Here is a 15,574-nt window from a genome sequence, read left to right on the forward strand (position 1 = left end):
TACGTCTACGTTTTACTGATAAGTTTTGCTAATGATTCATTATTTGCCGATCCCTGTTCATTAATAGTCGAGTGGAATTGAACGCGGAGGTGGCCGGCATTATAAATAGAGTAATCGCTTTTGCATCTGAACCGATACCCCGATGCACTTTTAAAACAATTTATAATCACCTGATAGAGTTTGGAATTAAAAGTTAGTAATGTCCCTCATTCAAAATTTGAAACTGTGTGAAAAACATTTCAATCGCTATACCAACTTTGTATGGCGTTGATAAAGAGTTATATATAATAATTTTTTAATAATATAAGTGTTCAGAAACGAACACTTGTTTAAGGAAAGTGAACACCTGGGCACATATTGCGAAAGGGTTACTTTGAAAGTTATATGATAGTCGTTCGGTATTTGTTCGGTACTTGTTTGGTCGCCCTGACCGAACGGGTAATAATTACATATTGACCGCATTTTGCTAAAGCCTGCAGGAAAAAGTCTCGGTGGTGATGATGTACCGCCAAATTACCCGGAAAGGGAAAAAATGCCTCCATATATTTTTGAAAATAAAATAATACGTCAAGATTTTTTAATGGCAACGATGAAGGCGGCAGTAACGTTTTTTTGCTATTAGTTATTTACCCGCTAACGGATAGTGCTGAAAACTAACGGTGAAGCTTACTTGTAATAAATTCATCCCGGTAATAACTATGCCCCTTAAACGAAGGAAAACCCAGGGAAAACCCCGGGTAATGTGGGTGGTTCTTACATCGAACAAATTAGTTCGCAACAAGGTGTTCTTTACAACGGCGAAATAATTTATATGGATTTAAAAACGAGGTGTAACAAAAATACTTTATAACAACAAAAAAAGCTATAGTATATATACGAGCCGGCTTCCGTAAAATTACCGGAGAGTTTTCTTTTTAGGTGATGGATATTTTTCTAAATTAATCTAATGCGTATCGAGTAGTTCGAATACGTTCACAATTTAAGTTAAAATCGATAACTTTTATGAAAGAACCCCGCAAAGCAAACTAACGGTTAGGCTACCCGAAATATAAATTGCCAATTGCTCCGTTTATAATGCTAAAAAAACTGGTGTAAGCTTCCCCAAAGTTCGTCCATTTAAAAGTTGAATAAATTTCTAACTTTAAATGGATAATTATGAAAAAAACAAGATTCACAGAAACACAAATTGTAAAGGCGATCCAGGAACATGAGAATGGCCGGGATGCCAAAGACATTTGCAGTGAGTTGCAAATTACTACGGCAGCATTTTATAAATGGCGCCAGCGCTATGGAGGCATGGATGTGAAGGAACTGAAGCGGGTAAAAGAACTCGAAGATGAGAATAGCCGCCTCAAGCGTATGTATGCCAATTTAAGTTTAGTGCATGAAGCCTTAAAGGATGCGGTAGCAAAAAAACTTTAATGCCTGACGAGAAAGGCAGCTTGGCTGAGCACATGATTGAAGAACATGGAATCAGTCAACGCCAGGCATATAAAGCAGTAAGCCTGCCCCGCAGCTCAGGAAGATATAAGCGCAAACCCCAAGCGGATGAACCGGTTATTGATGCGTTGAATAAGGTGATAGAACAACGCCCTTCCATTGGCTTTTGGCAAAGCTTTAAACGATTAAGACGAAAGGGTTTTGTATGGAATCATAAACGTGTATACCGTGTTTATACAGGGCTTCAGTTAAGCATCAGGCGCAGAAGTAAGAAGCGTTTGCCTGCAAGAGCGAAGCAGGCTTTATATCAGCCTGAACAGATCAACCAGGTATGGTCAATAGACTTTATGAATGATACACTGTGGGATGGAAGAAAGTTCAGATTATTAAACATTATTGATGATTACAACAGGGAGGTATTAGCTATTGAAGCTGATACGTCACTACCAACAACAAGAGTAATAAGAACACTGGAATACTTAAAAGAGTTCAGAGGATTACCGGATATGATAAGAGTAGATAACGGGCCGGAATTTATATCGCACAAACTGGATCTGTGGTGCAGGGATAATAAAATAACATTGGTATTTATACAGCCCGGAAAGCCTATGCAGAATGGTTATGTGGAACGATGTAATGGCAATATCAGAAAAGAATTATTAAACGTTTATGTGTTTACCTCATTATCAGAAGTGAGACAAAAAGCAGAAGAATGGATGCAGGATTATAATTATGAAAGGCCGCATAAAGCCTTAGGCTATGTGCCACCAAAATCTTATAATCCATACCCTATAAAACTAAAAAACCTAAATGAGTTTTTATACTTTTGATTGGTACGAAAAACGGGGAAGCTTACACTGGCAATGTGGATTAAATTCACGAGCTCAAAGTGGTGAACAGAGGATTGTTAACTTCACCCTTATGTTATTTTTTGAATGCTAATCAAATAGTCGAAGAGACCTGTTTCAGTTGGTACCTGCAATTTCTTTCTTAAGCGGTAACGGCTTATTTCAACTCCCCTAACTGAGATATTCATTAGTTGTGCAATTTCCTTTGTTGACAAATTCATGCGCAAATATGCGCAGAGTTTTAGCTCGTTTGCACTAACATTGGGATGTTTTTCTTTTAATCCTATTACAAAATCACTGTGCACTTTATCAAAGTGTTTGGCAAAGCTTTCCCACTCTCTGTCAATATTATCATCGTCGCTTAGACTTTTGATCATCTTCTTTACTTCGGCGGCGGCAGCGGGATTTTCGAGGCTTTTCATCACCTGGTTAAGTTCACTTTTTATCTTAGAGAGCAATTCGCCTTTCTTAACAAGATGCATAGCCGAAGATGCCAGTTCTGAATTTTTAAAATTGATATCTGCTTCAAGTTTTTCGTTTCTCAATGCAACCAATTCGTTTTCTGTTTTATTTAATTCCAATTCATGGATGTAGGAAAGTCTCTTTTGTTCCTCATCATGTTTTTCTTTTTGTAAAATAAATTTCTTTCGAAGAATTCTGTAAATTGTGTAAATAGCTAATCCGAAAAGTAAAAAATATATTAAGTAGGCGCCGGTTGTTTGATACCATGGCGGTAAAATCTTAAAAGCAAATGTCGCGATGCCGGATTCTCTCCCTAAGTTGTTGCGTACTTTAACCTGGAATGTATAGCTTCCTGCCGCGAGGTTAGTGTATTCTTTTTCTGTTTTGTCCTTCCATTCACTCCAGTTATCCTCAAAGCCTTTCAATTTGTAACTGTATTCAAGATTAGACTGATAGCCAAATAGTGATGAGGAAAATTCAAAATGAATCGTTTTCCAGTTGTTTTTTATGTCGGGAATTTTATTGACATCCTGCATTTGATTTGCATTCACACTGGCAAAATATCCCCCAAATAAAAGGCTATCCTTGTTGTCAATAATACGCACTGTCCTTACCTGCACCTGCAACTTTGGTTCATCTTCTTTATATTTTTCATAATTAATCAGGAAAAATCCTTTTTCTCCTCCCAGGAAAATATTGCTTTCGTTTACAGGATAGATAAACTCAAATCCACTCAGCATTTTGTTATTTAATTCAGGCAAGTAAATGATCGTTGGCTTGGTTCCGGAAAAATCTAACACACCCAATGATTTTTCATGAATGAACCAAATGTTTCCCTTTGGATCTTCTTTTAAATAACGTATGCTTTGAGTGCCTAATAACTTTTGATAATAAGATGACGGTTCAAAAATATCCTCGGCAATGTTGTATGCGTAAATGCCTTTGTTGGTTGCTGCCAGCACAGCGTTCTTAATTTTATAAATATTATTATTCAGTGCCGACGGGAGGCCATTTTTATCGGTATATTTTTTTACTGAAAATGAATTATCAGCGCCTTTAGTGATCTTATAAATCCCGTGATAAGGATGGGAAACCCAAATGTTATTTTCGCTATCAATAGCAACGAATCTCGAGGATTCATCAAAATTGGCCACCTCACCCGATTCGCGAAATTGTCCGCTCGTGTAATTAAAAAATTTGAGCCCTTTATAATATCCTGATACAAATTGCGAGGCAGTATTTGAATCTGAAAGCGGGACAAAATTCCAAAATCCCGGATTGGATGAAATGGAGGTGGCCACGTTATCTTTTATTACAAATGCGCCTTCATGATGCCCCATCAATAATTCGTTATAAATGTCCGCAAGGTGCCATACCTGGCCTTTGGTATTTTTAACTAAATCAAAATCACCCTTGCTAAAACTCAAGTCTTTCATTTGTTGTAGGGCGGTACTGTACAGGCCATTGGTGGTACCAATAAACAGGCGGTTTTCGTAAATGATTGCGGCGTATCCGGAACCGCCGAGCGGAGAAGGATTGATTTGTTTAATGGAACTGTTATACGCAACCAGGTCAATACCATTATCCAGGCCTAACCACAAATTACTTTGGTGATCCCTGAATATGCTCAATACGTTGCTATTCTGCAAGCCTTCTGTTTTTCCAAAACTTTGTATAATGTTACCAACGGCGTCAATTATCTGAACACCGTTGGTAGTAGTTGCCAAAGCCGTCCATTGAGGATTAACTTTTGCGGCCGCATATATTCTTTCGTTTTTGAACAAATCATTGTTGGTACCGGCTAAGGGCGAGATGCCAGCTTTTGAGAGATAAAAAAGGCCGCTCTTTAAAGTTGCCAGCAACGAACTATCTCCACCTAGTGGCACAATAGCCGTTACCGGATCAGTAGTTGACAAACTGTTGTGGGAAAATAGGGGATGCCACGCATTATTATCAAAACACATGAGCCCGGTCTTAAAATCATGGGCATATATACGGCCATTGCAGAGTCCCATGTAAGACCATTCCTGGGGAGCATTGTAGGTAATTATTCCGTCTTTGTTAAGTTTGAAAATTTTCGAAGGGGATCGAAAAAAGATGTTGCTATCGGATGAAACGATATCCCAAACGTCGCCAAAACTTTTATCTTTCAAAGGTATGAGTCCTGTTAATGAATGATAAGTAAGGCGACCTGCTATACCGGGTGAAAAATATCCTAATTCGTCCTGTCCGCCTACATAAATTTTTCCATCAGCATCAATTTCCACTGATCTGACAATTGTTTTATTAGGCAATGGATAAAGATGCCATGTGTTGCCATCATAAGAAAGCAAGCCTTCGTTGTTGGCTACATAAATAATTCCATTATTGTCTTGTTGAATATCCCAGTTTTGCAATCCTCCCCCGTAAACATGTTTGGAATAATTCACTACGTCTGGAAGTCCTATAGTGTTTTGAGCATATAAAGATGACGGCAAACAAATAAGCAGTAGTAACAATCTTTTCATTCGTTATCAAAAATTCCTATAACAAATATATCTGATAATAGTTTGATGTAGTATTGAAGTAGCGGAAATCCCTGTTTATCGGGGATTTTCTTTTTTTGATGTAGTAATGTAGTGGCTGTTTTTCCACTTATAGAATTTGTTGTACCTAATTTTAACGCCATTAGAACACGCTAATAATTTTTCAAAATAACTAAAACGATTGCTATATGAAATTAAAAATTTCTCTGCTCTGTTTGGGGGTTTTTTTCGGAAGTTTTCTTCAAAATGCGATTGCCCAAAGTATTTCTGTTACAGGTACTGTAATGAATAAAACTACAGATGAGCCCCTGGTTGGCGCTTCGATAGCTGTGCAGGGATCTACCGCTTCCGCAACTACCGACTCCAAAGGCAGCTTCTCCATTTCTGCAAAAAAGGGCGCTACACTAATTGTTACCTACATAGGCAAGGTTACTGTTTATCATCAGGTAAATAAGCCGGGTGAAATTGTTATATCAATGGAAGATGCAACAAAGGCGCTGGAAGATGTTGTAGTAATTGGTTACGGTACGCAAAAAGTTACGAATGTTTCAGGCGCTATATCAACCATTAAAAGCGCTGACATTGATAAGGTGAGTGCTGTACGGGTAGAGGATGCGATACAAGGCCGTGCTTCTGGTGTTACCGTCATTCAAAGCGGGTCGCCAGGTGTAAAGCCTACACTATTTGTAAGAGGTATTCCCTCTTTTAGCGGGTCGGATCCTTTGGTGGTTGTAGATGGATCAATTCAAACACTGGATGATTTTAATTCCATAAATCCTGCTGATGTTGAAAGTATTAATATTTTGAAAGATGCGGCTTCAACAGCCATATATGGTATCAGTGGCGGTAATGGGGTAATAGTTGTTACGACCAAATCAGGAAGAAAAAATCAAAAGACACAATTTGCTATATCAGGAAGTTATGGCAGCCAGGAAGTGGCCAGGAAAATTGGTGTGCTTAATGCGACCGAATATGCTGCAATTATCAATGAAGGAAGCACTACTTCCGGTGGCGGTGTTATTTTTCCTGATCTGAGCAAAATCGGTGTTGGTACTAACTGGCAGGACCAGGTATTTCAGACGGCCCCGGTTCAATCGTATGCAGTTTCTGCGAGCGGCGGTTCAGAAAAAATTACCTATTTCCTTTCCGGTGGATACACAGACCAGGTGGGTATCTTAGGAGGAACAAAATTTAATAAGTCTGACTACAAAAGGGGCAACTTTACCGCAAACATTAGTTTTCAACTGGCGCCTAAATTAAAATTTATAGTAGATGCAACGGAAGTTTTATTGAGCTCCAAAGGTGTGCAGGAGGGTAACTGGAATGGAATAATAGGTGAGGCGCTCAACTTTGACCCTACGGTGCCGGTTTACAACAATGTGCCCAATACAATAGGTACTTATGGTTTCAGCACGCTGGAAAAGAAAGAAGTGCATAACCCATTAACCGACCTGCAAAATACCTACAACAAAAATTTGGGTAATAAACAATATGGGAAATTTGAACTGCAATATGATTTGTTTAAAAGTTTAAAACTTAGTTCGCGGTTTGGCTACACTAATTATATTGATAATAGTTCCTCATTTTCACCATTGATTTTTTATGGCCTGGAAAACCAGGATAATTCATTAAACGCAGATGGTTCAACAGTTACAGGAAGGCATAATTCAGTTTCAACAAACAGGAACCTTTATTTTAATTACAATTGGGAAACATTTGCTAATTATAATTTCAACATAAAGGAAGATCATCACTTTGAAACGACTGCAGGGTTTGGGCTGGGCCGAAGTTCTCAAAATCATATCGGGGCTTCAAAACAAGATGTGCCGTTTAACTCGTGGAAGTTTGCAAGTTTGCAGGCAGCAACAGGTGTTAACACCAGTACCAATACTGCAGCTAACTCAGGTTATTATTATGAAGGTTTTACTAAATCACTTTCTTATTTCGGCCGTGTCAATTACGATTTTAAAAGCAGGTATCTGGCATCATTCAGTGTAAGACGCGACGGTTCTTCAGAATTTACGGATGCTGAAAAATATGGTAATTTCTATTCCGGCTCTTTGGGCTGGGTAGTTTCGAAAGAAGATTTTTTTAATTCAAAATTTATCAATTTCCTTAAACTTAGAGCCAGCTATGGTTCTGTAGGAAGCAGCAACGGAGCAGCCTTACAAACGTCGTCAATTATTACGGGCGGCACTTACAATAATATTGGCAATAGCAACGGTTATTATTTTAGCGGTGTTTTTTATCCGGGTTCATCAATAGGTTCCCAGATTAATCCTAAGCAATTAGGGTGGGAAACGGATGCCCAATTTAATGGTGGCTTCGACATTACTTTTTTCGACAATCGATTTTCGATCACCGCTGATTACTATCGGAAAGATGTAAACAATCTTTTATTTACTGGAACGCAGGCTTTATTTATTGGTACTATTCCTGCACCATTGGCAAACATTGGTTCCACCCGAACTACCGGGCTAGACGCAATGCTGAATTTCAAAGATAATATCGGTAAAGATTTCAGCATCAATACATCTGTAACGTTTACATCTTCTACCAGTTTAGTTACAGCAACCAACTTTGATAATTCAGCAAAAATTACCGGTGGCGGTTATTTTAACGGGCAGTCGCAAACCGTAACGGTTTTTGAAAAGGGTCAATCGCCGGGATATTTTTATGGCTATAAAACGGATGGTTTATTTCAAACTGCTGCCGAAATTGCAAAAGCCCCGTCACAACGCGGCGCACAGCCCGGCGATATCAAATACGTGGATGTTAATGGTGATGGCGTAATTGATAGCAAGGACGAAACCAAAATAGGAAATCCATTCCCAAACTTTGTAATGGGCTGGAATTTGGGATTAGACTATAAAGGCTTTGATTTCACCGCGTTCACCTATGCTTCGTATGGTAATGATATTTACAGGGCGTATGAAAGAAACGATGTCTACACCAATAAATTCAGAAATATTTTAGCACGATGGACAGGCCCCGGAACCACTAACAACGCTACAGATCCGCGTTACTCTTTTACCGATCCAAATAATAATGCAAGAGTGTCTCAACGCTATGTGGAAGACGGCTCTTTCATAAAGCTTAAAAATATACAGTTAGGATATACGCTACCTAAATCAATTATTAAATCCGGTTTCAATAAGATCAGGGTGTATGCCGCAGTTAAGAATGCATTTACGCTCACCAGATACTCCGGTTTCGATCCGGAAATTTCGGGGGGTATTTTAGGCTCGGGCGTTGACCTGGGAACTTATCCGCAGGCACGTACTTACTTCCTCGGTATAGATCTTAAATTTTAAAAAAACTCAAAATGATTATCGATATGAAAAAATTAATAATAATAGCGGGAGTTTTTGGCGTGATAAGCATGGTTGCCGCATCATGCAAAAAATACCTTCAAAAAACACCACAGGATGCCTACTTAATAACTGCTGCATCTTATTTGAAAACTGCTGCTGATTATCAAACCATGGAAGTAAGCGTTTATACACCGATGCAGTGGATGAATCAATTGGTGCCGATTGGAGACATCGCTTCTGATAATGCTGTCGCCGGAGGCGAAAGTGCGTCTGACGTATTGGATTTGCAGCAGATCGATGATTATACTTTAACACCTGTTAATGGTGCAATTGCCAACCTTTGGCGCTACGCATATGAAGGCATCAATCGTGCTAATTATTTAACGCAGTATAAAGCTGCGAATCCTTCCGGCGACGAAGTTAATTTTTCGGGTAAAGAAGCAATGTATGGCGAAGTATATTTTCTGAGAGCCTTTTATTATTTCGATCTCGTAAAAATGTTTGGCGATGTGCCGCTCTTTACGGATAAACAACTGGACATTTCAGCGACGGGAAATATAGCCCGTTCGCCAAAGGCAGATGTTTACCTCGCTATTGAAAGCGATCTTAATGCTGCCATCAACGTGTTGCCAACTACACAAATCCAGGCAGGGCGGGCTACCAAATATGCCGCACAAACATTACTTGGTAAAGTATATCTGTATCAGCAGAAATATGATTCAGCGGCAACCGTATTGCAAAGTGTCATCAGTTCAGGGGCGTTTAGTTTAGTTCCGGATTTTGCATCCATATTTTTGAAATCCGGTGAAAATGGGCCTGAATCGATTTTTGAAATTCAGTATTCAAGCGATGGTGCAAATTCCTACGATGGCGTTGATCCTGCACAAGGTCCCGGTAATTATCAGTCACAACAGTGCGGCGTTCGCAATCTAACCTCTTCATCACCTTTAATGCCTTATGCACCGGGATGGAGTACCAATTTACCAACACAGGATCTGAACCACGCATACACTACAGGAGATCAGCGAAAAGCAGCTACTTGTTTGGATATTGAAGCCTATGCTTCAGCCAATCCATCCTGGAATATTAAGTATGAAGTAGCTCCTTATAAAAACACTGGGTTGTATAATCAAAAATACCAGCCATACATTGGGCAGAATGCAACAAGCGGCGGAGACCCGGGATTAAACTGGCCTAACAACTACCGTACGATGCGGTATGCCGATGTGCTTTTGATGGCAGCCGAGGCGCTCAATAAAAGTACGTCGCCCAATGATGCATTGGCACAAACCTACCTGAACCAGGTTCGCAGGAGAGCTTTCCAGGTAAATAATGCAAGCCATGACGTAACCGCTACGGGAGCTGCATTGTATTCGGCGATCTTAAATGAAAGAAGATTGGAGTTGGCTATGGAAGGAGAGCGTTTTTTTGATTTGGTAAGAACCGGGCAGGCGTCATCTGTCATCAAAGGGTTTGTTGCAGGTAAAAACGAGTTATTCCCTATTCCACAACAGGAAATTACAGTAGCAGGGCTTACGCAAAATCCCGGTTATTAAAATTCATTTTAAAAGATTCTATTATGAAACGATATAAAATTATTTCCTTTTTAATACTGATGATCGTCTTTAGCGTAAGTTGCAAAAAAGATGTTTTTAACGATACCTCATTCGTAAAAAACGCAGCTTCTTCGTCTAAGCTATCCGTTATGTTTGATATCACCCACGATAATACCGGCCTGGTAACCATTACGCCTAACGGCGAAGGCGCTGTTTCCTACGACATTTATTATGGCGATGCTACTGCGGGTTTCTTATCGGTTGCTGCGGGAAAAAACACGCAGCATATTTATGTAGAAGGCGATTATACAGTAAAAGTAGTGGCGCACGATATCAAGGGCGGCACTGCCACTTTTACCCAGCAACTAACGGTTGCCTTCCAAGCCCCTGAAAATTTAAAAGTGAATGTAGCTATTAACAGCGTAGCAGTGACTGTTTCTGCTACAGCCTTATACGAAACTTTGTTTAAAGTGTATTGGGGAGATTCCAGTAATATAAATCCTGTTCCATTTACCTCATTCCTGGAAGGCCAAACCGTTACACACACTTACACAACTGCAGGAACTTTTATTGTGAAAGTTGTGGCATTGAGTGGCGGTGCAGCTACCTCCGAATATCTTGATACTATTAAGGTAGCCAGTCAAATTGATTTGCCGGTCACTTTCGATGATCCAAAAGTCGATTACACCGTATCTGATTTCGGCGGTAACCGGTCTTCAATAGCTGCTGATCCTGTAACCAGCGGAAATAATGTTTTAAAATCTGTTAAAACAGGCGGAGCGCAGGTTTGGGCCGGTACCACTATCGGTACTGCACTCGGCTTTGCAACAAAAATTCCAATTACGCCTGCCACCTCAAGAATGACCGTTAGGGTTTACTCACCGGCTGCAGGCTTGGATGTAAAGCTTAAAATTGAAGATCATAACGATAATACACATTCTGTGGAAACGGATGTAAAAACTACCTTAGCCAATCAATGGGAAATGTTGACATTCGATTTTAAGAATCAAGCCACCGGCACGGCCGCAATAGATTATACATACAACTATGATAAAGCCTCAATATTCTTTGACTTCGGGAATCCTGGCGCGGGTGGTGTTTTTTATTGTGACGATTTGATGATGGCGACGGTAACACTTGCACAAATTAATCTGCCGGTAACTTTTGAAGATGCAAAAGTGGATTATGCAATGACGGATTTTGGAGGCAACAACACGACGCTTACAACTGATCCTTCCAACAATGCCAATCATGTAATGATGAGCACCAAAACTTCCGGCGCCCAGGTTTGGGCCGGAACAACTATTGGAACCGCAGCCGGTTTTTCGAGTGCGATTCCGCTTACTTCGTCTGCTACTAAAATGACCGTAAGAGTTTATTCGCCTGCTGCAGGAATTGATGTTAAATTAAAAGTGGAAGATCATAATAATGGAGCTAATTCTGTCGAGACGGACGCAATTACAACGCTGGCCAATCAATGGGAAACGCTAACTTTTGACTTTAGTAGCCCTGCATCCGGAACGCCATCCTGGAACCCCTCATTCACGTATGATAAGGCTTCCATCTTCTTCGACTTTGGCAAGGGAGGTGACGGACGCGTTTATTACTGGGACGATGTTCAAATGGCGGCGGCGGTGCCTTCTTCACAAATAAATTTACCGGTAAACTTTGAGGATCCCAATATAGATTATACGATGACGGATTTTGGAAACAATGTAACGGTAGATGCTATTGATCCAGTTGTTACCACCAATCATGTCAAGTTAACTACAAAGCCGGCCGGGGCTCAAACATGGGCCGGAACTACCATCGGTACACCGCTCGGGTTTGCAACACCAATTGCATTTACAGCTGGTAGACTAAAAATGACGGTACGTGTATATTCACCTGCCGCGGGCATTGATGTAAAACTAAAAGTAGAAGATCATAATGATCCGACTCGTTCTGTTGAAACGGATGTTTTGACAACTGTTGCCAATCAATGGGAAACATTAACGTTTGACTTTAGCCAACCGGCAAGTGGTACGGCTTCCTGGAATCCTTCATTTACTTATGATAAAGCATCTATCTTCTTTGATTTTGGTAATACCGGGGACGGAAGGGTGTATTATTGGGATGATGTTAAATTTCTATAACTATCTAAAATAATTTGATCATGATCAATAACATAAAATCAATTATCATTATTCTGCCGGCAATTGTGTGTTTTTCTTCCTGTAAGAAAACAGAATATTCTTTCGGCAATATTAAGACGCCTTCCGAAATTTCAATAACGGCGGACATCCAGGGGGCTAGTGCTTCCAGCCCGGCCGGAGATGGATCTGGCAATGTCACTATCACTGCTACGGCAACTAACGCCATTACTTATAAAATTTATTTCGGCAATGGTGATTCAGTACTTACTTCTTCCGGTATTACCACATATAAGTATACGATTCTTGATACCAACACATACACCATAACGGTGAATGCTATTGGCACCGGTGGGGCTACATCTTCTTTAAGCAAACAAATAAAGGTGTATTATCTTTTTCCCATACCCGCAGCCATTGACAACGCATTAACCAACGGTTCTTCGCGTAGTTGGAAGATAGCTAAAGACAGTGCCGGTAATTTTGGGGTTGGGCCAATTACTACTTTTACGTCTGACTGGTACAAATCGGGGCCTAATGAAAAGCCTCCTTGTGCGTATGGTACAACGGTTACCTTTACCCACGTAGCCACTAATAATATTTCTGTAAGTGTAGATAACCAGGGTTCCTCTTTCCTTATTGGTGCAGCTACCGCATTTTATGGTCAGTCTGGCGGTGATGGATGTTATCCCGTTACTACCGGTGGCGCACAAACGCTGACTTTAGGAACTGATGATTTTAGCGGCGCTAATAGTTCTAATTCAACGGGGATACAAATAACAGTTCCGGGCAATGGCCTTGTAGGCTTTGGTACCGGGGCAACCACCTATGAAGTTTTGTACCTGTCGTCAAGAGTTATGGTATTGAGGAATATTGGCAGCGATGGAAATGCCTGGTACCAGATTTTGAAAGCGAATTAATAAAAAATTGTACTATCATCAATCATACTGTTGTTATAATTTTTTTCAATAAAATGCCGTGAAAAATTTAGGTATTACTTTTTTAATGCTGGTTTTTGTATCCTGCAGTAAAGGCAAATCAGGCGACAGCGGAAATCCAACGCTGGGCGACGTTAGTATCAATGCAATAGTGAATACAGATAGCAGCGGTGATGTTTCCTTTACTGCGTCTGCCGCAAACGCAATCGGCTATAATTTTGATTTTGGCGATGGCACACTTCAATCCGTTACTGATGGAAAGGTTACATGCAAGTATGCAGCTTCGGGGAATTATACTGTGAATGTAGTTGCATCCGGTACCGGTGGACAATCAAAATCAAAGAGTGTTACTGTCACGGTAGGGGTTAAACTGAATTTAGTATGGTCAGATGAATTTAATACGCCCGGCGCACCTGACCCGACGAAGTGGAAATACGATATTGGTACCGGCTCGGGCGGCTGGGGCAACAATGAACTGGAATATTATACATCGAGGCCGGAAAATGCTAGTATTTCGAACGGTACATTAAAGATCATTGCCAATAAGGAGTCGTATAACGGCAGCGCATACACGTCTGCAAGAATGCTGACGCAGGGATTATATTCATTTAAATATGGAAAAATTGAAGTAATGGCGAAATTGCCTGCGGGGATTGGTACATGGCCTGCTATCTGGATGTTGGGAAATAATATTTCCACCGTTTCATGGCCGGCTTGCGGGGAGATGGACATTATGGAACAAAATGGTAATCAGAAAAACACGATTTACGGAACTTTGCATTATCCGACTCAGGTCAATCCCTATGGTGATGGCGCCACAACAAATTTACCGTCCGCCAGTGCCGCATTTCATAAATATTCAGCTATTTGGACGCCTGGCTCTGTCAAACTGTTAGTAGATGATGTTGTATTTTATACTTTGACAAACACCAACACTTTGCCCTTCAATCAAAATTTCTTTATTATTTTGAATGTAGCAATGGGCGGGAATTTTGGCGGTACCATAGATCCGGCTTTCACAACAGACAAGATGGAAATAGATTATGTAAGAGTTTATCAATAGACAAAAGAAAGTATCAAATTTTAAAAGAAAATCAACAGATGATCAAGTATTACTTAAATGCAGGGCTGTTATGTTTTTTTATTATGACAAGCTCCCTGAAAAATGCAACGTTTCACAAACAATCATCTGCCGCTAAGTCTACTACGTCCTTCAGTGACACAACGCTGGTTTGGTCAGATGAGTTTAATACGGATGGCACGCCAGACCCCGCAAAATGGGGATATGATATTGGAAACGGTTCCGATGGATGGGGCAACCACGAATTGGAATATTATACAAGCCGTCCCGAAAATGCTATTGTAAAAAATGGGTGCCTGAAACTTACGGCCCGTAAAGAAAATTATAACGGGCAGGCATACACGTCGGCGAGGTTACTCTCGAAAGATAAATTCTCTTTCACTTATGGTAAAGTTAATATCAGGGCCAAATTTCCGGCTGCAGTTGGAACATGGCCGGCTTTGTGGCTATTGGGTAGTAATATTGGAACGGTTAACTGGCCGGCTTGTGGTGAGATAGATATTGCGGAGCAAAGAGGAAGTGAATTAAACAAGATTTACGGTACATTGCATTACCCCGGGTTACCCGGAAGCGGAAATGGAAGCACAAAAATGATTTCAGATGCTACAACCGCCTTTCATAAATACACACTCGACTGGTTTGCAGATTCTATTAAGATATCTGTTGATGATGTTCCTTATTTTGTAACGGCCAATAATAAACGCCTGCCCTTTGACCATGATTTCTTTGTTATATTCAATATTGCAGTAGGTGGAGAATTTGGTGGAAATGTTGATCCTGCATTTACCACGGATTCAATGTTAATAGACTATGTGAGGATATACAAATGAATGCCTTCGTAACCATATTTATCAATCGATATTAACCTCGTTCGGGAAATTTGTTTGGCGGATTAAAATCAGGTCTGGTGCGGCATCGTTAATTGCTATACGCGCAGCCGAAACACAAACACCTAAATAAACCTTTCACTTACTGACGCGGAAAGGATTTGATAAGCGGATACCTTGGCCTATAACGTGTCCAGAATTATTTAATTGAAGTACCGCTGCCATTACAAAAAGCCTTCAAAACTTACAATTTAAAGGTTTGATAATCGATAAGTTGTTTTTAGCGAAGGCAGAAGGGATTTGAACCATCGCTATTATAATATAGAAATCAATCACTTAAGAACTACAAATATTGCTACTCCACGAATTACTCTAGTAAATGTCTTATCTATTTAAAGGATAACATTCTAAAGTAAAGATAAGTAAATGGATATCTTTTTTGCACACCAAA

At 40.2% G+C, this 15,574-nt stretch carries 8 protein-coding genes; 7 read left to right on the plus strand and 1 reads right to left on the minus strand.

What is annotated here, in order from left to right; translation table 11 throughout:
* Positions 1-1,155 precede the first annotated feature (1,155 nt).
* Positions 1,156-2,270 (plus strand): IS3 family transposase gene (locus FW778_RS16040; RefSeq protein ID WP_150415836.1). Its coding sequence is split into 2 segments (ribosomal slippage): positions 1,156-1,417 and positions 1,417-2,270, totalling 1,116 coding nucleotides; the frame shifts between segments, so codons are not numbered across the junction.
* An 89-nt stretch (positions 2,271-2,359) separates the two neighbouring features.
* On the opposite strand, the gene FW778_RS16045 is transcribed toward FW778_RS16040, so the two are convergent.
* On the minus strand, positions 2,360-5,257 hold the full coding sequence (locus tag FW778_RS16045) for a ligand-binding sensor domain-containing protein (protein ID WP_150415837.1): 2,898 nt from the start codon (positions 5,255-5,257) through the stop codon (positions 2,360-2,362).
* A gap of 206 nt (positions 5,258-5,463) precedes the next feature.
* Here FW778_RS16045 and FW778_RS16050 point away from each other — a divergent pair, with 206 nt between their 5' ends.
* The 6 genes from FW778_RS16050 to FW778_RS16075 are packed head-to-tail and all read left to right on the plus strand — an operon-like array spanning position 5,464 to position 15,126.
* Entirely contained in the window at positions 5,464-8,589 is a 3,126-nt protein-coding gene (locus FW778_RS16050) for a SusC/RagA family TonB-linked outer membrane protein (RefSeq protein WP_150415838.1), read from the plus strand.
* Positions 8,590-8,612: 23 nt separating this feature from the next.
* A complete protein-coding gene (locus FW778_RS16055; RefSeq protein ID WP_150415839.1) occupies positions 8,613-10,145 on the plus strand; it encodes a RagB/SusD family nutrient uptake outer membrane protein in 1,533 nt (510 codons plus the stop codon).
* Between the two features lie 23 nt (positions 10,146-10,168).
* On the plus strand, positions 10,169-12,280 hold the full coding sequence (locus FW778_RS16060) for a hypothetical protein (protein WP_150415840.1): 2,112 nt from the start codon (positions 10,169-10,171) through the stop codon (positions 12,278-12,280).
* 20 nt (positions 12,281-12,300) lie between these two features.
* A complete protein-coding gene (locus tag FW778_RS16065; protein WP_150415841.1) occupies positions 12,301-13,197 on the plus strand; it encodes a PKD domain-containing protein in 897 nt (298 codons plus the stop codon).
* A gap of 58 nt (positions 13,198-13,255) precedes the next feature.
* Positions 13,256-14,278 (plus strand): family 16 glycosylhydrolase, encoded by a 1,023-nt coding sequence (locus FW778_RS16070; protein ID WP_202552301.1) that lies wholly within the window; start codon positions 13,256-13,258, stop codon positions 14,276-14,278.
* Between the two features lie 38 nt (positions 14,279-14,316).
* Positions 14,317-15,126: a glycoside hydrolase family 16 protein gene (locus FW778_RS16075; RefSeq protein WP_150415842.1), complete on the plus strand. Its 810-nt coding sequence runs from the start codon at positions 14,317-14,319 to the stop codon at positions 15,124-15,126.
* Positions 15,127-15,574 lie beyond the last annotated feature (448 nt).

This window comes from Ginsengibacter hankyongi (assembly GCF_008710285.1).
Classification (GTDB): Bacteria; Bacteroidota; Bacteroidia; order Chitinophagales; family Chitinophagaceae; genus Ginsengibacter; species Ginsengibacter hankyongi.